Here is a 20,745-nt window from a genome sequence, read left to right on the forward strand (position 1 = left end):
CCGTTTCATGCATTTGACATATAATAGCGCCTTACGCTTGCTTTGTAAGAGCGTTCAATTTTTTTGCCAAGCGAGATTTCTTACGAGCAGCTGCATTTTTATGGATCAAACCTTTCGTTACGGCTTTGTCCAATTTCTTGGAAGCTGCGGCGAAAGCGGCTTTAGCTGTATCCACTTCGTTGTTAGCCAGTGCGGAATCAGCGGCTTTAACAACCGTACGAAGAGCGGACTTTTGAGAAGCGTTCAGCGCGCGGCGTTTGTCATTAGTTTTCACACGTTTAATGGCGGATTTAATGTTAGGCATTGCATTCACCTCCTGTAAAGCATCTATCGAAAATTCACAACTTAAAATATTTTAGCATGGGCCCCTATAAAAAGCAATAAATTCATCGCAAAACATCTATAGTATAATCTGCACGCCTCTCCCGCACAATAAAGGAAACAGTGCATTAGGAGGTTGCAGGTATGACATTGGATCTTAGTCAATACATGGTACGAACGGATTTAGCCGTAGAAGCCAAGGAGCTGGCTGAACGAATGCACGGTGCCCCAATTCCCGGATTGAATGAGGATATCACAGAGGATGACGGAATCAAGGTGACCAGACTGGATGTTCTAAGTGAGTCGGCTTCCATGCAGATCGGCAGAGTTCAGGGCCATTATGTAACGATAGAGGTGCCAGCCCTAAGGAATCAGGATACAGGACTGCAGGAAAGGGTGGCAGCCACTTTTGTAACAGAGTTCACAGGGTTCCTGAATAAAATAGGGATTACCGATGAGAAGAAGGTGCTGATTGTCGGGCTTGGGAACTGGAATGTCACCCCGGATGCGCTGGGACCGCTTGTCGTTGAGAACACCATGGTCACACGTCATTTCTTCCAGCTTGCCCCGGATCAGGTGGCTCCGGGTTATCGTGAGGTCAGCGCCGTAGCTCCCGGGGTGCTCGGAATTACGGGAATTGAATCCAGTGAAATTGTTCAGAGTATCGCTGAGCGAACCAAGCCAGATGTTATTATCGCGATTGACGCCCTCGCCTCAAAGTCACTCGATCGCTTGAACACAACGATACAGATTGCGGACATCGGCATTCATCCAGGCTCTGGTATTGGTAACAAACGGCGTGGATTAACCAAGGAAATTCTGGGTGTACCTTGTATTGCGATAGGTGTTCCTACGGTATGCTACGCTTCTACGATCGTAAATAATACGTTCGACCTTCTTCTGAAGCATTTTGATCGGGAGCATGGGAGCTCTGGAAGCACGCAGACGAAGCAAATTATGGGGCTCATTACAGATTTAAGCGAGCAGGAAAGACTTGGTCTGGTAAAAGAAGTTCTGGACCCGCTTGGTCACGATGTCATTGTGACTCCAAAAGAGATTGACGAATTCATCGAAGATATCGCCAATATTATTGCGAGCGGGTTAAATGCTTCGCTGCATAAGGCGGTCAATGCTGACAATGTCGGCGCCTACACCCACTAAAGACATGATCTATGAAGTTCGCAATCTAGCGAACTTCTCTTTTTTTGTGAGATTAAGGTTCTACCTTTTTAGCCCGGTTCATAGATTTGAAATATAAGAGTGAATCACTCAACCGGCTAAGAGGAGGACAAGGCGACAATGAAACCATTCAGAATCTGGAATGTTGCAAGATGGAGACAGAAAATGATGCAGGTGCTCGCAATGGGCCGTACCTTTATGCTGCTCATGGTGTTGTCGATAGTGTTTTTTATTCTGCTAGGCATAGGCGGGCTGGCTGAACGAAGTCTGAATACTTCTCCCGTCTCCTCCATGAAAGGGCTCGCTGCCTCGCTGTCCAGCCGTTTCTTCGTAGATATGGTTGGCATGGAGGTGCCTCATCTTGGTAACGGACAAGGCCCGTCGGCGCTGTCTGGTAAGAACATGACGAATTTCGTATTCCAGCTGCTGACTAATGTGAATCCCTCAGATCCCAAAAGCCTGCTGGCTCGTGAAGTTCCCGGCCTTGGAGCGAACAGCCCAGTTCTTCTTCGCACGGGTTCAGGCAACAAGGCAGTAGACGCCCCTGAGGATTATAATCCGGCTTCAGATAAGCCGGCATCGGATAAAGCTGCATCAGACAAATCTGCATCAGATAAACCGAAAGCAGAAGATCCGAAGACGGACAAGGATAGCGCACCGAACACCGCGGAGAATGACGGAGGGACGGATAGGAATCAGAGTGTGAAACCAGGCTCTAAGAAAGTAGTTATGATCTATCATTCTCACCCTCAAGAATCTTATAACCCGCTCCTTGGATCGTCCGGGGACAATCCGAGCTCGGCGAATTTCTCCAAGAATGTCGGTGTTGTCGGAAGCATGGTAGCCAAGGAACTTGAGCGAAAAGGGCTGTCCACGCTCCACACGCTTGCCGATTATGCCTCTACTGTCAAGAATTACAATTATAACTACTCATACAAGTACTCTCGCGCCACGGTGAAAGAGGCGCTGAGCCAGAATAAGGATCTGTCGTATTTCATTGATATCCATAGAGATTCACAAAGTTACAAAAAGACAACGGCGACACTAAACGGAGTGTCATACGCCCAGGTCTACTTTATTATCGGCCACGCCAATCCGAATTGGCGGAAGAATGAAGCATTTGCAAGCCGAATTCATAGTCGGCTGGAAAAGGCTTATCCCGGCATTTCCCGCGGGATTTGGGGAAAGACCTCGGCTCAAGGCAACGGGGAATATAATCAATCCTTCTCTGCTAACAGTGTGCTGATTGAGGTTGGTGGAATTGACAATACTAAAGAAGAGCTGGAGCGGACATCCAAGATCCTTGCGGATATGATTGCTGAAGTATACTGGAGTGATCAGAAAGCCAAAAAAGTTGATGAGCCTAAGAAGGACAAGCCGAAAAATACGGCTCAAACGGATAAATCAGTGACCCCGCACGCTTAAGAAGAGGGGATGATGTAAGCAGAGGAGGCAGTGGTCATGAAACGAATATTTAGAAAGACCTTGCTGTATGGTCTACTGCTTGTGGGGGGAGCCACCATTGGCCTCCAGCTTGCCGATACAGCCCCGGCGAATTCGACCGAAGGAGCAGGCATCTATTCTGCCCAGCAGTATATTCAGCAGGGGGGAGCCGCGCTGCCTGCTAGTACTCTTCAGGCGAATTCACAGCAGGGAAATGTCCAGCCGGGAGGTGTACAACAAGGAAGGATGCAGCAGGGTAATCCACAGCAGTTTGTGCAGGGTGAAGGAGCTGCCAATTTAAACTATCCTAACGCTGGAGCTTATCAGGTGCAGAGTGGACAATATGTCCAGTCCAACCAGTCCCAGCAGGTCATACAGCAGACTTCTCAGACACAGGCTGCCTCGGGAGTGCTTCAGACACCTGGGAATATCCTTATTCCCGCTTCTCACAAGTCGCCGATAGACCATCTTGCAGATCGCACAGGAGAGCTGCTGCAGCAGGCCTCCCAAAATGGAATCAAATGGGTAGTATCCCTGTTTGGTTCCTTCACAAACTAGGTTCAAAAGCGGACTAATCTCTCATTCCTGAAACGCAGTCTTTAATTCATCCCGCGTAGCTGATATAATGAGTTGATTGTACTTCAGGTTCATTGGTGGGGGTAAGGCATGACGGATATTAGAGCAAGACAGAAGAAAATCAGAAATTTCAGTATTATTGCACATATAGACCATGGCAAATCAACGCTTGCAGACCGTATTCTTGAATTTACGGGAGCACTGTCATCCCGTGAAATGCAGGAGCAGGTTCTGGACCAGATGGATCTGGAACGTGAGCGCGGGATCACCATCAAGCTGCAAGCTGTAAGACTAACGTACAAGGCTGATGATGGTGAAGAATACCTGCTGAATCTGATCGATACACCAGGGCACGTCGATTTCACGTATGAGGTATCACGAAGCCTTGCGGCTTGTGAGGGCGCTCTTCTTGTTGTTGATGCGGCTCAGGGGATTGAAGCTCAGACGTTGGCGAATGTCTATCTGGCACTCGATAATAACCTTGAGATTCTTCCGGTCATTAATAAGATCGACCTGCCGAGCGCAGACCCGGATCGGGTGAAGCAGGAGATTGAGGATGTTATTGGGCTGGATGCCAGCGAGGCGGTGCATGCATCAGCTAAGGCGGGAATCGGGATTAAGGAAATCCTTGAGCAGGTGGTTAATCAGGTGCCGGCTCCAACCGGAGATCCGGATCAGCCGCTGAAAGCCCTAATCTTTGACTCTCACTATGATCCATACAAAGGGATTATCGTGTATGTTCGTGTTATTGATGGTAAGATCAAGGCGGGCTCTAAGATTAAAATGATGGCTACAGACAAGACGTTTGAAGTTATTGAAGTCGGTGCTTTCATGCCGCGTATGAGTATAGTGGACGAGCTTAATGTAGGGGATGTAGGCTTCATAGTTGCCGGGATCAAATCTGTAGGAGACACCCGTGTGGGTGATACGGTAACAGATGCGAAGAACCCAACGCCGGAGCCGCTTCCAGGTTACCGTAAGATCAATCCAATGGTATACTGCGGGTTGTATCCGATTGAGACTTCGGATTATAACGATCTGCGCGAAGCGCTTGAGAAGCTTCAACTGAATGATGCTTCACTGAGCTTCGAGCCGGAGACCTCCAGTGCGCTAGGATTCGGATTCCGGTGCGGATTCCTGGGACTTCTGCATATGGACGTTATTCAGGAACGTATTGAACGTGAGTTTAATATTCCCCTGATCACAACAGCACCGAGCGTTATCTACAAGGTCACACTGACGAATGGTGAAGTTGTTACCATTGATAACCCTTCACACTATCCGGAAGTGGGCAAGATCGATAAGGTGGAGGAGCCTTATGTTAAAGCAAGCATCATTGTGCCTAACGATTATGTAGGTACAGTTATGGAACTGTGTCAGAACAAACGCGGTGAATTCGATAACATGGAGTATCTGGATACGACGCGTGTTACGATCACATACAATATTCCTTTGTCTGAAATCGTGTATGATTTCTTTGATCAATTGAAATCCGGTACCAAGGGCTATGCTTCATTTGACTACGAGCTGACAGGCTATCGTCCTTCTAACCTCGTCAAGATGGAGATCCTGCTTAACGGGGAACAGGTGGATGCGTTCTCCTTCATCGTTCACCGTGACAGAGCATTCCACAGGGGTCGGCTGATCTGCCAAAAGCTTCAGAAGCTTATCCCACGGCAAATGTTCGAGGTGCCTATTCAGGCTTCCATTGGTACAAAAGTTGTTGCACGTGAGACGGTAAAAGCAATGCGCAAGAACGTACTTGCCAAATGTTACGGCGGAGATATCTCCCGTAAGCGGAAGCTGCTTGAGAAGCAGAAGGAAGGGAAGAAGCGCATGAAGCAGGTCGGCAGTGTTGAGGTGCCGCAGGAAGCGTTCATGGCTGTTCTGAAGATCGACGAAGATTAAGTGGAAGTACGGAGAAAAGGAAAGCTGCGGCATACTCAGAGATGACGAAGAGAATTATAATAAACAGATTTAGAGAGGGAAATGTCTTTCCGGCCGCTTCTTGTCCGTCCTTTGCCTGATTAGATTAGGTGGTGGCAAAGGACTCCCAAAGGCGGACGTAAACTCTTACAAGACATTCTCCCTCCTACCTGATCTGATAATTAAAATAATAAAGACTTTGTCAGAACGCTGAAGGAAAGCCGCGAGGCTTTCCTTTTTCCGTAAGGGAAGCGGGTAGGAATAGAAAAACAATCGATATGAATACTATCGATTTTTGAAATAGGAAGAACAGAAAGCAGTATAAGTTACCTACAAGCAGAATGCTTCGAGGTAGGGAGGGCAACAGCATGCATAACATAGCTAATTTAAAGGCAGGCGGAGCTGCCAATCTGCGATCAGCAGAGGTAGACGCGCCCAAGGCCATTTATATACACATTCCATTTTGTACAAATAAATGTTTTTATTGTGATTTTAATTCCTATGTTCTCAAGGATCAGCCGGTCATGGAATATTTGAAGGCACTGGATCATGAGATGGAGCTCACCGCGGAGCAGACTCCTCCAGGAGTCATAAATACAATCTTTGTCGGGGGCGGAACGCCAACTGTACTAACACCTAAAGAAATGGAGTTCTTCCTCGCCTCTGTCCGTCGTCATTTTCCAAGGTGGGCGGAAGATATTGAATTTACAATGGAAGCGAATCCGGGTACTACGGATTTGGAGAAGCTTGCTGTCATGAAGGATGGCGGAGTGAACCGGGTCAGCTTTGGCGTGCAGGCATTTCAGAATGAACTTTTGGGACGTATCGGGCGTATTCATAATACAGATGATGTGTACCGCAGCTTGGAGAACGCCCAAAAGGCAGGAATCAGCAATATGTCCATTGACTTGATGTTCGGGTTGCCCAATCAGACCGTTGAAATGCTGGATCAGAGCATCACGAAGGCTTTGGCTCTTGGACTTCCGCATTACTCAATCTACAGCCTAAAGGTAGAGGAGAACACGCTCTTCCACACGATGTATCAGAAGAATGAGCTTCCACTGCCAGACGAGGAAGATGAGCTGCAGATGTATTTGCTGCTTATGTCCCGGATGAAAGAGGCGGGATATAAGCAATATGAGATTAGCAACTTCGCCAAACCTGGTTACGAAAGCAGACATAATATGACCTACTGGCGCAATGAGGACTATTATGGCCTTGGGGCCGGGGCTCATGGTTACGTAGGAGGTCAGCGTCATATTAACATCAAAGGCGTCAATCCTTATAATGAGGCCGCTTTAGCCGGCTTGCCCCGTCTTGATCAATTCGAAGTCACAACAGAAGAAGCAATGGAAGACTTCGTCATGGTTGGACTTCGTGTTCTGGACGGTATACAGAGCCAGCAGTTTCTTGAACAGTTCGGTGTCTCCATAGAAGATAAATTTAAAGCACCTTTGGACAAAATGCTTCATGCAGGTCTGCTTGAGCGGACTTCTGCAGCTGAGGGATACAAGCTTAGCGAGAAGGGGATTTTGTTCGGAAATGAAGTCTTTGCTGAATTCATCGGCTTTTTGACCGGTAATAATGATTAAGAATTACTTCAGATTAAATTTGATGTAACCGCCGTTATTAATCTGCATACCTTATTTAAATATAGTTATTTATATATTGAAACCTTATACGACTTAGTGTATATTTATTCATATTATATACAACTCAGGGGGCAGTATAATGGCTGTGGTATGCAGACAGGCGGCGTTATCAGATGTTGGGCCGCTTTTTGAAATGATAGAGGAATATGCACGCCGGGGCATTATGCTGCCGCGGTCGCGCAAAGTTCTAGAACAGCAGATCAACGATTTTGTTGTTGCGGAAGTGGATGGCGTCGTTGTTGGATGCGGTTCTCTGTGCCTTCTGGGACAAGATCTGGTGGAGGTGCGTTCACTAGGGATTTCCGAAGGATATCAAGGAATGGGAATCGGCTCGAAGATTATTGACGAGCTGATCAAGCAGGCAAGAGAGCGGAAGATTCCAAAGATCATGGCACTGACCTATGAAGTATCTTTCTTTAAGAAGAATGGCTTTATCGTTGTAGATAAAGAGATTTTCCCCGAGAAAGTTTGGACGGATTGTGTGAACTGTCCGAAACAGCATGCGTGTGATGAAATCGCTGTTTTGAAAATGCTGAACTGACATCAATTTAGAATTACAGATTTTCAATAATAGGGTATTAGACCGCTCCCGCAAATTAGCATATTCATTAGCTAATTTGCGGGAGCGGTCTTTTTTATGACAAGAAATCCTCGTAAATCTAGTGAAAAAAGATCTATGCTAGTTGGACTAGTGTCAAAAAAATCATTCCCTTTATTGGTACTTTTATCCTATAATTAACTGAATGTAAAATTATCTATTAGATAGAATGGGGAAAAGAAATGAAGAAGGTAGTCTTATTGGTTTTATTTTTATCCATCCTTTTACCTGCTACGGTGTTTGGAGCTGAACAGGGGATCAACGTCTATATTGACGGAGTAAAGCTGCAATTTACCAGCAAACCGATTCAAGAGAATGGAACCACACTCGTTCCCTTGAGAACAATTTTTGAAGGTCTGGGTGCTAATGTGAAGTGGGATGCAAAAACTCAAACCGTAATAGCTTCAAAAAACGGTGTGAACATTGAGATTAAACTAGGGCAAAAATTCGCCACTAGAGATGGCAAGAGAATCCCGTTAACAACAAAGCCGCGCACCATTTTGGGAGTGACTTATGTGCCTCTTCGTTTTATCGGTGAGTCGTTCGGGAATACGATTGAGGTAAAAGGTAAGGAGATATATATCATTTCCCCTGAACCTCCTTCCTTTGAATATGAGGCAAAAGACAGCTCTGTACAGGCGGGAACAACTCCAAATCAGACAACTACGCCGGCCCAGTCTGGATCAAATGTATCTGTGCAGGAGATCGGCAAGCTATCAAATCGTGTGGTGTACATAGAAACATATGATGCCTCCAACAAGCCGCTCGCAACTGGCAGTGGTATTGTTGTGAGTAGTGATGGCAAGATACTGACTAACTTTCACGTAATTGACGGTGCTTCTTCAGTAAAGATCGAATTTAATGACTGACGTTCCTTTACAACTTCTACTTTGCTGGCAAAGGATGAAAATCTTGATTTGGCTTTATTAAAAATACCGGCTGCTAACTTGCCATACGTTAATATAGGTGATTCTACTAGTCTTCAATTAGGAGAAGAAGTTGTTGCTATTGGTTCTCCTTTAGGCTATAAAAACACTTTAACTAGTGGGGTAGTAAGTCAAACCTTAAGAAAAGTGGACGGCCAAAACTATATTCAAATTTCCACGCCCATTGACCATGGCAGCAGTGGAGGAGCTTTGTTTAACATGAAGGGTGAACTGGTGGGTGTAACCTCAGCGGGTATTCAAAGTTCAGCGAATATTAACCTGGCCATTCCTTCTAGCGATGTGAAAGTCTTTCTTTCGAAGCCCCAAGCTGAACAGAGATTAACCCCTTCTGCACAGCAGCAAAAACCTAGTACAAACATTACTGGTGTAAATAGTGCAGGTGCCAAAACTCTTGCTAGTTATTTAAACGAAAATTACGGCAGTCTAGACTACGACGGTCTTGAAGTGGACTTTGAGTGGTTCGTCGTACCTTCTGAGGACGGAAAGCAGTATCTCATCGGTGGATCCATGGAAGATGGACAGCAGTGGGCGGATTGGGTTGACAAGCAGGATGATGACGAAACTGCTATGCCAAGCTTGATAGTATATTTATCTAACGAATTACGTAATAATTTAAAAATATCCGATACATTCTTTTCATTATATCTAAATGTTTATTTGGATAAATACCCAAGTAGTTTTCCTGCTGAGTCCATCACCAGAGAGGGAAGAGGCTACCGCCTGAATTATAATTTCATATATGGCTCGGTGGATTACACTTCAGGTTATTTGTATTACATCATAGACCCTGTTAACAATAAAGAAGTTCAATCCATGAAAATTAAATAAATCGGCAATAAAACACACCACTATTTATTAGCTTAACGCCGATAAAATAGTGGTGCGAAGATACCGAACTGACTTGACAATGTCTAGGTTGGTTTGGTATTTTTGTATTACCGATTAGCACTCGTTAGAAGTGAGTGCTAACGATGAAACGGTGGCTGAATAGAATGTACGATAAAGTCCGCTAGGAGGGATATCATGTTAACGGAACGGCAAAGAATGATTTTGACTGCTATTGTAGATGACTATATCCGTTCGGCTGAGCCTGTAGGCTCTCGGAGCATTTCCAAGCGTGGCGATGTCGGTTACAGTCCGGCTACAATCCGAAATGAAATGTCCGATTTAGAGGAGCTTGGGTTCCTGGAACAGCCCCACACTTCTGCGGGGCGGATACCTTCACATAAAGGCTACAGATATTACGTGGATCACCTTGTTCCACCGGAAGCTATTGCGTCTGAGGAATTAATGCAGCTTAAGACATTTTATGCTGAGAAGCTAAATGTGGTTGAGCAGGTCATTCAACATGCGGGCACGATTCTCTCACATATGACGAATTATACTTCCATCCTGCTGGGACCGGAGGTTTTTCATACTTCACTACGCCACTTTCAGCTGCTTCCACTTAATGAGGATACGGCAGTTGCAATTGTGGTGACGAATACAGGACAGGTGGAGAATAAGACGGTGTCTATTCCTGCCGGAGTATCTGTATCGGAGATGGAGAAAGTCGTTAATCTACTGAACCGCAAGCTAGCAGGGGTGCCAATTTTCAAGCTGAAATCAGCACTTTACACCGAGCTCGGTCAAGAGCTGCAGCGTCATGTATCCCATTTTGAGGAGGTCATGACGGTTCTGGATCAAGCTCTTGACAGTGGTAATGAAGGCCAGCGCGTATTCCTGAGCGGGACAACAAATATGTTAACCCAGCCGGAATTCCGCGACGTGGATAAAGTGAAGAGCATTCTTGATTTGCTTGAGGAGACTCCAACTTTAATGAAAATGCTGGTTTCGGCTTCTTCAGGCTCGGGTATTCAGGTTCGTATAGGTACGGAGAATGACCATGCTGCCTTTGCTAACTGCAGCTTGATCACAGCCACTTATGCCGTCGAAGGTGAAGCGCTCGGAACTATAGGAATATTAGGCCCAACCCGAATGGAATATGCCAGAGTCATCGGCATCCTCAATATTTTGTCGAAAGATATGACGAAATTTTTGTCCAAACATTAAATTGAATGAATAACAGCAATTTTCGTATTTTAAGGAGGTGAAGACATCTTGAAGGAACAACAACCTATTCAAGAAGAACTCAACAATGAGGTAAAGGAAGATAACATGAACCCTTCTAATGATAATGTTAATGTATCCAATGACGATAATGTGGAGGCGGAAGGAGTTAACGCTGCCGAAGCTGGGGAAGGCGTAGAAACTGCAGAGTCTTCCGAGTCAGCAGAACTGGAACAGCTTCGCAATGAAGTGCAGGAGCATCAGCAGCGTTTCCTGCGTTCACAAGCTGACTTCGACAACTTCCGCAGACGTACGCTGAAAGAGAAAGAGGAGCTTGCGAAGTATGCTTCCGCCAAGCTGATTACCGAGCTTTTGCCAGTAATAGATAACCTGGATCGTGCTCTTGCGGCCGTTCAGGAGAATGCGGAAGCGGAATCGTTCGCCAAGGGCGTAGATATGATCTTCCGACAACTTGAAGGCATTCTGTCAGCTGAAGGGCTTTCTCCGATGAATGCGGTGGGCCAGCCATTTAATCCGGAATATCATCAAGCGATCATGCAGGTAGAATCGGATGAATATGAAGAAGGCATCGTTGTAGAGGAAGTGCAGAAGGGCTATCTTCTCAAAGATAAAGTCCTGCGCCCTGCAATGGTTAAAGTAAGCAGCTAAATCACACATATACGCAAACAGAACATAGCATCCTTAAGGAGGAAATAAACTTATGAGTAAAGTTATTGGTATCGACCTTGGAACAACTAACTCTTGTGTAGCAGTTATGGAAGGCGGCGAAGCCGTTGTTATTCCTAACCCGGAGGGTGCGCGTACAACTCCTTCCGTAGTTGGTTTTAAGAAAGATGGAGAGCGTGTGGTGGGTGAAACTGCCAAGCGTCAAGCTATCACTAACCCGGACCGGACAATTATCTCGATCAAGAGACATATTGGTACGAACCACAAAGAATCAATTGATGGCAAAGATTACACGCCGCAAGAGATTTCCGCAATTATTTTGCAAAAATTGAAAGCTGATGCTGAAGCATATCTTGGACAACCGGTAACTCAAGCGGTTATCACGGTTCCTGCATACTTCAATGATAGCCAGCGTCAAGCAACCAAGGATGCGGGTAAGATCGCGGGTCTTGAAGTTCTTCGTATTGTGAACGAGCCAACGGCAGCAGCTCTTGCTTACGGTCTTGAGAAGTCCGAAGATCAGACGATCCTGGTCTATGACCTTGGTGGCGGTACATTTGACGTATCCATCCTTGAACTGGGCGACGGATTCTTCGAAGTTAAAGCAACTAGCGGGGATAACCGTCTGGGCGGAGATGACTTTGACCAGGTTATCATTGATTACCTCGTTGCAGAATTCAAGAAAGATCAAGGTATTGATCTGAGCAAGGATAAAGCAGCTGTACAACGTCTGAAAGACGCGGCTGAGAAAGCTAAGAAAGAATTGTCTGGCGTTCTTACGACAACAATCTCACTGCCATTTATCACTGTAGCTGACGGAGTACCTCAGCACTTGGAAGTTAACCTGACTCGTGCGAAGTTCGAAGAGCTGTCTGCTGATCTGGTAGAGAGAACACTTGGACCAACTCGCAGCGCGCTTAGTGATGCAGGTATGACTCCTGCGGATATCGACAAAATCGTCCTTGTCGGCGGTTCTACTCGTATTCCTGCAGTTCAGGAAGCAATTAAGAAATTGACTGGCAAAGAACCACATAAAGGCGTTAACCCGGATGAAGTAGTAGCCCTTGGCGCAGCGGTGCAAGCCGGCGTACTTACAGGTGACGTTAAAGACGTAGTGCTTCTCGACGTAACTCCGCTCTCCCTGGGTATTGAAACTGCAGGCGGCGTATTTACGAAGATGATCGAACGCAACACGACGATCCCTACAAGTAAATCCCAAGTGTTCTCCACTTATGCGGATAACCAGCCTAGCGTTGAAATTCACGTGCTTCAAGGTGAACGCGAAATGGCTGCAGGCAACAAAACACTTGGACGCTTCATGCTGGGAGATATTCCTCCAGCTCCGCGCGGTGTGCCTCAAATCGAAGTTACCTTTGACATCGATGCGAACGGGATCGTTAACGTATCCGCAACTGACAAAGGAACGAACAAGAGCCAGAAGATCACCATCACTTCTTCCAGCGGTCTGAGTGACGCGGAAGTTGAACAAATGATGAAGGATGCAGAATTGCACGCAGAAGAAGACAAGAAGCGTAAAGAGCTGGTCGAAGCTAAGAACGCAGGTGACCAACTTGTATATTCTGTTGACAAAACAATCAAAGACCTTGGCGATAAAGCAGATGCAGGTGAAGTTGAGAAAGCAAATGCTGCTAAAGACGAGCTGAAAAAAGCGCTTGAAGGTGACAACCTTGAAGAAATTAAAGCGGCTACCGAGAAATTGACCGAGATTGTTCAGCAGCTTTCTGTTAAACTGTATGAGCAGGCTGCACAAGCTCAGCAAGCTGAAGGCGCTGAAGGTGCTTCTGCTGGCGGAGCGGCAGGTAAAGATAACATCGTTGATGCTGATTATGAAGTGGTTGACGAAGATAAGAAAAACTAATTCACCTATTGAGTGGTGTTATAGCTTAATTTAGGTAACAGGGAAGGTCAAAGCGCATAGGCATCCCGCGCTTTGGCTTTCCTTTTGCCTAACTAAGTCACTTTGCAGTGCTAGCCTTAAAGATATGGGGGGTGGAACAATTGGCTGAGAAACGCGATTACTATGAGGTCCTGGGCCTCGGTAAAAGTGCTTCTGACGAAGAGATTAAGAAGGCCTATCGAAAGCTTGCACGTCAATATCATCCAGACGTAAATAAGGCTGCGGACGCTGAATCGAAGTTTAAAGAGGTTAAGGAAGCGTATGATGTCCTTAGTGATTCGCAGCAGCGGGCCCGTTACGATCAATATGGACATATTGATCCGAATCAAGGCATGGGTGGAGGATTCTCCGGTGACTTCGGAAGCGGCGGTCTAGGTGATATATTTGACATGTTCTTTGGTGGCGGAGGCGGAAGAAGAGATCCGAATGCTCCGCAGCGAGGAAATGACTTGCAGTACACGATGACGGTTGAATTCAAGGAAGCGGTGTTTGGCAAAGAGTCTGACATTACGATTCCACGCACAGAATCCTGTGATACCTGCTTTGGTTCCGGGGCTAAGCCTGGCACCAAACCGGAGACTTGTTCCGTATGTCATGGTTCCGGACAACAGGAAGTGGTTCAGAATACGCCGTTTGGCCGTATGGTGAATCGCCGCCCGTGCAGCAATTGCGGTGGCGCAGGCAAAATCATCAAAGAGAAATGTCCAACCTGTCATGGTAATGGTCAAGTGAAGAAGCAGCGCAAAATTCATGTTCGTATTCCTGCTGGTGTCGATGATGGCGCCCAGCTTCGCATGTCCGGAGAAGGAGAAGGCGGTCTGCGCGGGGGGCCGGCCGGCGATCTCTATATCGTGATCCGCGTGAAGCCGCATGACTTCTTCGAACGTGAAGGGGACGACATTTACTGTGAAATTCCGCTTACTTTCGCACAGGCAGCCTTGGGCGATGAAATTGAAATTCCTACCCTAACGGAGAAAGTTAAGCTCAAAATCCCGGCAGGCACTCAGACCGGTACTTACTTCCGGTTAAAGGGAAAAGGAGTACCACGGCTACGCGGAATGGGACAGGGCGACCAGCATGTTAAGGTCGTTGTTGTAACTCCAAGCAAGCTTACTGAAGATCAGAAAGAGCTGCTCCGTCAATTCGCGGCGCTTGAGGGCGAGCACACGCATGAGAATGAGCAATCGTTCTTTGATCGTGTGAAGCGGGCTTTTCGTGGAGATTAATAGATAAGCTGATCAAATAGAAGCTGATCTACAGGTCGTAAGTCTGTAGAACAGCTTCTTTTCTATTTCGTGTTAACATTACAGGCATACAATAAGCCCCCTGCCTAGGGCAGAGGGCTTGTCTAGTTCAATCTTCCATTTAGTTCGCAATCCTAGCAGTGATCTCCTCATCCAGATCCAGTGTAACATCCTCCCGGAATACCCGAAGACCATACTCTGTGTGTGCGTACAGTAATATAGCTTCAATAATGTTGGCTTCCACGAGATACTGACTTCTGCCATTGACCCATACCTCAGCGGTATATCCGGTATCTTCATCCCAGGCTAGTTCAACCTGAACTTCGGTAGGACGAACGTCTTTGCGCTGAGCCATATGAAGACAGATGGCATTGATGATTTCATCCATACTGAGAACCATACTTAGTATCTTCCTCCACGATGATCGTTATATCTCGGTTTCTTGAATCTTCGGAACAAGGCAACCCCAATCATAACCACTACATAAATGGCAAGCAGGTTAATCAATAGGCCGAAGATGCTGCCAAAAGCACCCATATTGGAGAACATTCCGCCAAAGAGCATTCCTGCAAGGCCACCGATCATAAGGCCCTTCATAAATCCTCCACCGCTAAAGAATCCGCGGTTAGCTGTTTGTCCAGAATTTGTAGTTGAAGAATTCTTAGTGTTGGTAGATCCAGAATCATTGGATTTCTTAGGTGTGTTCGTGTAAGAACGTGTGCCGGATTTAAATCCGCCTGAGCGTTTAGCGTCAACTGCATGAGGTACGGTAAAAGCAAAGAACAGAGTGAACGCCATAACGACAAGCATTAATTTCTTCATCATTTGTGTCTTGAAGCCTCCTATAAAGATATATTGTTATTTGTCTATAACATTTAATACGAATTGGACAGGAATCGGTTTCATTTTCTATAGAAAATTAGTTTTCCCTGGCGAATCCCATATTATTTACCGAATAAATTGGCTCATTGCGCCGCATCCTATTTGTCCATGGAGCCTGTGAATCAGAAGGGTAGAACCACAACGGATTGATGATCAGAAAGGTGGACGATAGAACATGACAGAGAAGAATATTCTAGCCTACTTTAAAAGTCCGGAAGAAGCCGAGGGAGCTAAGCGTAAGCTTCAGGCTCTTCGGGTTGTAGACATGTCCATAACCCGGTTCAGACGTTACCCGGGTGAAGGCTATAATCCTGTGAATATGTTCTCGGGCGAGTGGAGCTCGCTCGCTTCTCTTACGCAGGATGCGGAGATTACAAATCAATCTGCTGGAATTCTAGTTGCAGCGGACCCAGCGGCCAGCGGGATGAGCGATGGAGGCCAAGGGGGGCCCACCGGGAGAGACATCCTTCTTACAGTTGTTGTGGACGAAGGGGTTCATCATCAGGCGCTGCGAATTATTGAAGAAGCAGGTGGCATGATATAGTGGCATCCTTAAAAAGATAAAGGAGTGAATAATGTGAACAAGAAGCCTGGATATAACAAACGCTTTACAGGCAAGATACCTCAGAATCTTAAGGGCAGCAACCTTGATGTGGAGTTCTCCGAGGAGCGTGCGGATCAGGAAGACTGGGAAGCGCTGCAGCGAAGTGAGCGGGCGGATGCTCGCCAGCATGGTAATCGATTGGTCTAAAAGAAACTGGAGCCAAAACCGCCGATTTTTTAATCCGGCGGTTTTTTTTGAGAGAATTTTGTCTCGCCTCGAATTGTATAGTACAATGAGAGTTATGCAATTAGGAAAGAGGAGGCATTTAACTCATGAATTGGAGAGAGTTAACTATACATACAACAGAAGAAGCGGTGGAGATGATCACCAATTTTATGCATGAAGCTGGTGCAGGTGGCGTATCCATCGAAGAGTCCATACAAAGCAGCAAACTTCAGGATCTTTCCTACGGACAATGGTATGAGCTGGAGCCAAATGACATTCCCGAAGGGAAAGCCAGAGTGAAAGGCTACTTCCCGGAGACAAGTAATGTAGAAGAGGTGTTACAGGAAATCAAGCCCCGGATTGAAGAGTTGAAAGATTTTGGCATCAATGCTGGCGAGCTCAAATTTGAAATTAAGGATGTCCATGAAGATGACTGGGCAAATAACTGGAAGCAGTATTTCAAGCCCCTGCGTGTATCAAAACGACTGACTATTAAGCCAACATGGGAGCAGTATGAACCAGAGACACCGGAGGAGCGCATAATTGAGCTGGATCCCGGAATGGCTTTTGGTACAGGAACTCATCCTACGACAGCACTATGTTTAAGAACATTGGAAGGCGTTATTCGCGAAGGAGACGAGGTCGTAGACGTCGGAACAGGCTCCGGCATATTGGCGATTGGAGCTGTTAAGCTTGGTGCCAAGCATGTACTGGCGATTGACCTTGACCCTGTAGCAGTCGTAAGCGCCAGAGAGAATACGCTGCTTAACGGACTCAGTGAACAGATTACTGTACATGAAAGCGATCTGCTGTCTGTACTTAAGCAGGGAACAGAAGGACTGGGCATTAACCTGCCTGTACGTGTCGTGGTGGCTAATATTCTGGCTGAGATTATTATGCTGTTCATTGATGATGTATATCAGGCTCTTGAGCCGGGCGGATTCTATATTGCATCGGGGATCTACAAGAATAAGGAGCAGTTTGTAGAGGACGCTCTGATTGCAGCAGGTTTTGAAATAACGGAAAAGGCCCGTGAAGAGGATTGGGTTGCTTTCGTGGCCAGGAAGAGGTAAAGTATGGATTTTTTGAACAGACTATTTCGATTTCCTTTAGACCAGCTTCCATTCTTTCTTACGGCGCTGGTTATCGCATTTACGGTGCATGAATTTGCGCATGCTTATTTCGCGAACAAGTTTGGGGATCCTACCGCCAAGCTGCTCGGTCGGGTAACGCTTAACCCGGCTGTTCATTTCGATTTTATCGGGGTATTGATGCTGCTCATCGCAGGATTTGGTTGGGCAAGGCCCGTCCCGGTTAATCGGGACAATTTCAGCAGTCCGCGTTTGATGGGGATTATTGTATCTGCAGCCGGTCCAATCAGTAACTTGCTGTTGGGGATTGTGGGAACTTTGATCTACGCGGCACTTTTTCATTTTGGGGTCATGAATTCACTGTGGTTAGATAGTGAACCTACCAAGCTGGCTGAAGCGATCTCTTCATTTTTCTACTACTTTAACTTAATGAATTTCTTTCTATTCTTATTTAATCTAATTCCATTGCCTCCATTGGATGGGTATCGTATTGTTGAGGATTTGGCACCCCGTTCGATGCTGGGCAGGCTGCAGCAATTTGAACGCTGGGCTATATTCATCTTCCTGCTCATTTTGTTTATCCCCGAACTACAGCGTTATACTATAACGCCGCTCTACAATACAGCAAGTTCGATGTATTTAGGTCTGTTTCATCTCGTCTCTGGTTAGGTAGGCTGGAAGACCCTGGGAGAGTGTTTTTCACACTGGTCAGCCTACGCCAAAAGTTGTATGATGTACTTTGATGATTTTGGACAAGGATGGTTGAGACATGCAGCGTTATTTCATTGCGCCTGAGCAGTTCGGAGACACTACTGTAACAATTACCGGTGAGGATGCCAGGCACATCGGCCGGGTGATGCGGGGTAAGCCGAAGGATAAGGTTATTGTAAGTGACGGCGTCTCCAAGGAGGCAATTGTCGAACTTCAGACCATCGAACCGTTGGAGGTTCAGGCAGTTATAGTTGAACATCTCTCACTTTCCCAGGAGCCTTGGCTTCAGGTGACGGTGGCGCAGAGCTTGCCGAAGGGCGATAAAATGGAAATGGTTATCCAGAAATGCACCGAGATCGGTGCAGTTTCTTTTGCGCCTTTTTTGTCGGAGAGGACCATTGTTCAGTATGACGCGAAGAAAGAAGAGAAGCGGATTACCCGTTGGCGCAAGATTGCCAAGGAGGCTGCTGAGCAGGCTCACCGCAGCAAGATTCCAGAGGTAGAGCAGGCATTGACCTGGAGACAGCTGTTGGGGGAGTTCTCAGCTTACGATCTCATCTGTATTTGCTATGAGAAAGAGAATGGCAAGCACCTGCGTGATGTGCTGAAGCCTTGGTCCGAACAACTCGAAAGGGACCATAAATATAGAGTTATGATTATGGTTGGCCCTGAAGGTGGATTCACAGAGAAGGAGATTGAAGAAGCCGAGACGGCAGGGGCTGTATCTGTCGGACTTGGACGACGTATTCTTAGGACGGAGACGGCTGGAATGGCCGCCCTGACATGTATGCTTTATGAAACCGGAGAAATGGGGGGAGCATGACAACATGCCATCCGTAGCATTTTACACTTTGGGCTGCAAAGTGAACTTTTATGATACTGAAGCAATCTGGCAGCTGTTCAAGAATGAGGGCTATGAGCAGGTCGATTTCGAGCAGACAGCTGACGTATATTTGATCAACACCTGTACCGTAACGAATACGGGAGACAAGAAGAGCCGTCAAATTATCCGCCGTGCGGTCCGCCGCAATCCGGATGCCATTATAGCGGTAACGGGATGTTACGCACAGACATCACCTGCTGAAATTCTTGATATTCCCGGGGTAGACCTTGTCATTGGTACACAGGACCGGGACAAAATTATGCCTTTCATTCAGCAGATTCAAGCTGAACGTCAGCCGATTAATGCGGTACGCAACATTATGAAGACCCGCGAATTTGAGGAGCTGGATGTACCTGATTTTGCGGATCGTACGAGAGCTTTCCTCAAAATTCAGGAGGGCTGTAACAACTTCTGCACATTCTGCATCATCCCTTGGTCCCGCGGACTATCACGAAGCCGTGACCCACAAAGTGTGATTAAGCAGGCTCATTCGCTGGTTGCTGCCGGATTCAAGGAAATTGTTCTGACCGGAATTCATACTGGCGGATATGGCGACGATTTGGAGAATTACCGCCTATCTGATCTGTTGTGGGATCTGGACAAGGTCGAGGGTCTTGAGCGCATTCGTATCAGCTCGATTGAAGCGAGCCAAATCGATGAGAAGATGCTTGACGTTCTGAAGAACTCTAGCAAGATGTCCCGGCACTTTCACATTCCGCTTCAAGCGGGCAGTGATGAAGTGCTGAAGCGCATGCGCCGCAAGTATACAATTGCCGAGTTCGAGGAGAAGATCCGGTTAATCCGTGACTTCATGCCGGATGTAGCCATTACGACAGATATTATCGTAGGCTTCCCTGGTGAGACGGATGAGTTGTTCCAGGAAGGTTTTGAAGCGATCAAGAGAATCGGATTCTCAGAAATGCATGTATTCCCTTACTCCAAAAGAACAGGTACTCCCGCTGCCAGAATGGAAGATCAGGTGGACGAGGAGATTAAGCATGCGCGCGTTCATGATTTAATTGATATGTCTGAACAGATGCAGCTTGCCTATGCGGAGAAATTTGTGGGTCAAGTTCTGGATGTTATACCTGAACGTGATGAGAAGGGGCTGTGCGGTCCAGGCAAATTGATGGGGTACAGTGACAACTACCTGCAAATTTTGTTCGATGGCCCTGAGGAGCTTCGAGGCGAAGTATGCCGGGTTAAAGTAACAAAGGCGGGCGTAAATACTTGTGAGGGGCAGCTGGTTCGTGTGCTTGGTTCTGCGCCAGAAGCAATTGCCTAATACAAAGCAACGCGATACTAGGGTTCGTTCGTGGACACTGGTTGACCCTATATAAGTGGTGGAATAACAACAAGGATTTCAACCCGCTTCGGGCTGAAATCCTTGTTGTTCAAATACAAATGAACAGCGTGACAAGAAGGAGGCCTCACAGCATGTCATTCAAAGAGATATCCGCGGGTGGGATTGTGTATCGCCGTGTCCAGGACCAGCTGCAAATCCAGCTGATTACCGACCGCTATGGCAAGATCTCATTTGCTAAAGGGAAGAGAGAAGCCGGTGAGACAATTGAACAGACCGCTCTTCGGGAGATTGTAGAAGAAACGGGTGTAACCGGTCGTATCGTTCAGCCAATCGATATTATTGCATATACTTATCAGCATCCTCAGCACGGCAATGTGGACAAAGAAGTGCATTATTATCTTGTCGAATGTGTGAGTGGTGATTTGCGGGCACAGGTCGAAGAGATTAGAGGTGTTGCTTGGTATGAGCCGAAAGATGCCTGGGAGAAGCAGCAAAAGTCTGGCTACGACAACAATGATTTTATATTGGAGAAGGGTCTTAAGCTGTTGGGTCTAGATCTGTAG

At 46.6% G+C, this 20,745-nt stretch carries 22 protein-coding genes; 19 read left to right on the forward strand and 3 right to left on the reverse strand.

What is annotated here, in order from left to right:
• Positions 1-31 precede the first annotated feature (31 nt).
• On the reverse strand, positions 32-304 hold the full coding sequence (rpsT, locus tag ACRRNK_RS07085; protein WP_068616180.1) for a 30S ribosomal protein S20: 273 nt from the start codon (positions 302-304) through the stop codon (positions 32-34).
• Between the two features lie 161 nt (positions 305-465).
• Between rpsT and gpr the strand changes: the two genes are divergently transcribed.
• The 12 genes from gpr (at position 466) to dnaJ (ending at position 14,522) form a co-directional block, all read left to right on the forward strand.
• Complete coding sequence (gene gpr, locus ACRRNK_RS07090) at positions 466-1,482, forward strand: GPR endopeptidase (protein WP_433946063.1); 1,017 nt, start codon at positions 466-468, stop codon at positions 1,480-1,482.
• Positions 1,483-1,620: 138 nt separating this feature from the next.
• Positions 1,621-2,925, forward strand: a complete 1,305-nt coding sequence (locus tag ACRRNK_RS07095; RefSeq protein ID WP_433946064.1) for a stage II sporulation protein P — start codon at positions 1,621-1,623, stop codon at positions 2,923-2,925.
• A 36-nt stretch (positions 2,926-2,961) separates the two neighbouring features.
• Positions 2,962-3,501: a hypothetical protein gene (locus tag ACRRNK_RS07100; RefSeq protein ID WP_433946065.1), complete on the forward strand. Its 540-nt coding sequence runs from the start codon at positions 2,962-2,964 to the stop codon at positions 3,499-3,501.
• Positions 3,502-3,609: 108 nt separating this feature from the next.
• Positions 3,610-5,427, forward strand: coding sequence for a translation elongation factor 4 (gene lepA, locus ACRRNK_RS07105; RefSeq protein WP_433946066.1), 1,818 nt, complete (start codon positions 3,610-3,612; stop codon positions 5,425-5,427).
• A 386-nt stretch (positions 5,428-5,813) separates the two neighbouring features.
• Complete coding sequence (gene hemW, locus ACRRNK_RS07110; RefSeq protein WP_433946067.1) at positions 5,814-7,037, forward strand: radical SAM family heme chaperone HemW; 1,224 nt, start codon at positions 5,814-5,816, stop codon at positions 7,035-7,037.
• Between the two features lie 139 nt (positions 7,038-7,176).
• Complete coding sequence (locus ACRRNK_RS07115) at positions 7,177-7,638, forward strand: N-acetyltransferase (RefSeq protein WP_433946068.1); 462 nt, start codon at positions 7,177-7,179, stop codon at positions 7,636-7,638.
• A gap of 239 nt (positions 7,639-7,877) precedes the next feature.
• Positions 7,878-8,564: a stalk domain-containing protein gene (locus ACRRNK_RS07120; protein ID WP_433946069.1), complete on the forward strand. Its 687-nt coding sequence runs from the start codon at positions 7,878-7,880 to the stop codon at positions 8,562-8,564.
• A gap of 21 nt (positions 8,565-8,585) precedes the next feature.
• A complete protein-coding gene (locus ACRRNK_RS07125; protein WP_433946070.1) occupies positions 8,586-9,470 on the forward strand; it encodes a S1C family serine protease in 885 nt (294 codons plus the stop codon).
• Positions 9,471-9,665: 195 nt separating this feature from the next.
• Entirely contained in the window at positions 9,666-10,694 is a 1,029-nt protein-coding gene (hrcA, locus tag ACRRNK_RS07130) for a heat-inducible transcriptional repressor HrcA (protein WP_127198141.1), read from the forward strand.
• Positions 10,695-10,799: 105 nt separating this feature from the next.
• Positions 10,800-11,360, forward strand: coding sequence for a nucleotide exchange factor GrpE (gene grpE / locus ACRRNK_RS07135; RefSeq protein WP_433946824.1), 561 nt, complete (start codon positions 10,800-10,802; stop codon positions 11,358-11,360).
• 52 nt (positions 11,361-11,412) lie between these two features.
• On the forward strand, positions 11,413-13,257 hold the full coding sequence (dnaK, locus tag ACRRNK_RS07140) for a molecular chaperone DnaK (RefSeq protein ID WP_433946071.1): 1,845 nt from the start codon (positions 11,413-11,415) through the stop codon (positions 13,255-13,257).
• A 140-nt stretch (positions 13,258-13,397) separates the two neighbouring features.
• Positions 13,398-14,522, forward strand: a complete 1,125-nt coding sequence (gene dnaJ, locus ACRRNK_RS07145) for a molecular chaperone DnaJ (protein ID WP_433946072.1) — start codon at positions 13,398-13,400, stop codon at positions 14,520-14,522.
• Positions 14,523-14,661: 139 nt separating this feature from the next.
• On the opposite strand, the gene ACRRNK_RS07150 is transcribed toward dnaJ, so the two are convergent.
• Positions 14,662-14,940: a YxcD family protein gene (locus ACRRNK_RS07150; protein WP_127198138.1), complete on the reverse strand. Its 279-nt coding sequence runs from the start codon at positions 14,938-14,940 to the stop codon at positions 14,662-14,664.
• Between the two features lie 2 nt (positions 14,941-14,942).
• Positions 14,943-15,365, reverse strand: a complete 423-nt coding sequence (locus tag ACRRNK_RS07155; protein ID WP_433946073.1) for a hypothetical protein — start codon at positions 15,363-15,365, stop codon at positions 14,943-14,945.
• A gap of 232 nt (positions 15,366-15,597) precedes the next feature.
• Between ACRRNK_RS07155 and ACRRNK_RS07160 the strand changes: the two genes are divergently transcribed.
• The 7 genes from ACRRNK_RS07160 (at position 15,598) to ACRRNK_RS07190 (ending at position 20,745) form a co-directional block, all read left to right on the forward strand.
• Positions 15,598-15,966: a hypothetical protein gene (locus ACRRNK_RS07160; RefSeq protein ID WP_433946074.1), complete on the forward strand. Its 369-nt coding sequence runs from the start codon at positions 15,598-15,600 to the stop codon at positions 15,964-15,966.
• A gap of 33 nt (positions 15,967-15,999) precedes the next feature.
• Complete coding sequence (locus ACRRNK_RS07165; protein ID WP_433946075.1) at positions 16,000-16,173, forward strand: YfhD family protein; 174 nt, start codon at positions 16,000-16,002, stop codon at positions 16,171-16,173.
• A 125-nt stretch (positions 16,174-16,298) separates the two neighbouring features.
• On the forward strand, positions 16,299-17,264 hold the full coding sequence (gene prmA, locus ACRRNK_RS07170; RefSeq protein ID WP_433946076.1) for a 50S ribosomal protein L11 methyltransferase: 966 nt from the start codon (positions 16,299-16,301) through the stop codon (positions 17,262-17,264).
• 3 nt (positions 17,265-17,267) lie between these two features.
• Positions 17,268-17,951 (forward strand): site-2 protease family protein, encoded by a 684-nt coding sequence (locus ACRRNK_RS07175; protein ID WP_433946077.1) that lies wholly within the window; start codon positions 17,268-17,270, stop codon positions 17,949-17,951.
• Between the two features lie 100 nt (positions 17,952-18,051).
• On the forward strand, positions 18,052-18,816 hold the full coding sequence (locus tag ACRRNK_RS07180) for an RsmE family RNA methyltransferase (protein WP_433946078.1): 765 nt from the start codon (positions 18,052-18,054) through the stop codon (positions 18,814-18,816).
• A gap of 4 nt (positions 18,817-18,820) precedes the next feature.
• Positions 18,821-20,161, forward strand: a complete 1,341-nt coding sequence (gene mtaB, locus ACRRNK_RS07185; RefSeq protein ID WP_433946079.1) for a tRNA (N(6)-L-threonylcarbamoyladenosine(37)-C(2))-methylthiotransferase MtaB — start codon at positions 18,821-18,823, stop codon at positions 20,159-20,161.
• 152 nt (positions 20,162-20,313) lie between these two features.
• The gene (locus ACRRNK_RS07190; protein WP_433946080.1) at positions 20,314-20,745 is read left to right on the forward strand and encodes an NUDIX hydrolase; all 432 of its coding nucleotides are present in this window, start codon (positions 20,314-20,316) and stop codon (positions 20,743-20,745) included.

Origin of the sequence: Paenibacillus sp. SN-8-1 (assembly GCF_050995535.1) — a bacterium.
Taxonomy (GTDB): domain Bacteria; phylum Bacillota; class Bacilli; order Paenibacillales; family Paenibacillaceae; genus Fontibacillus.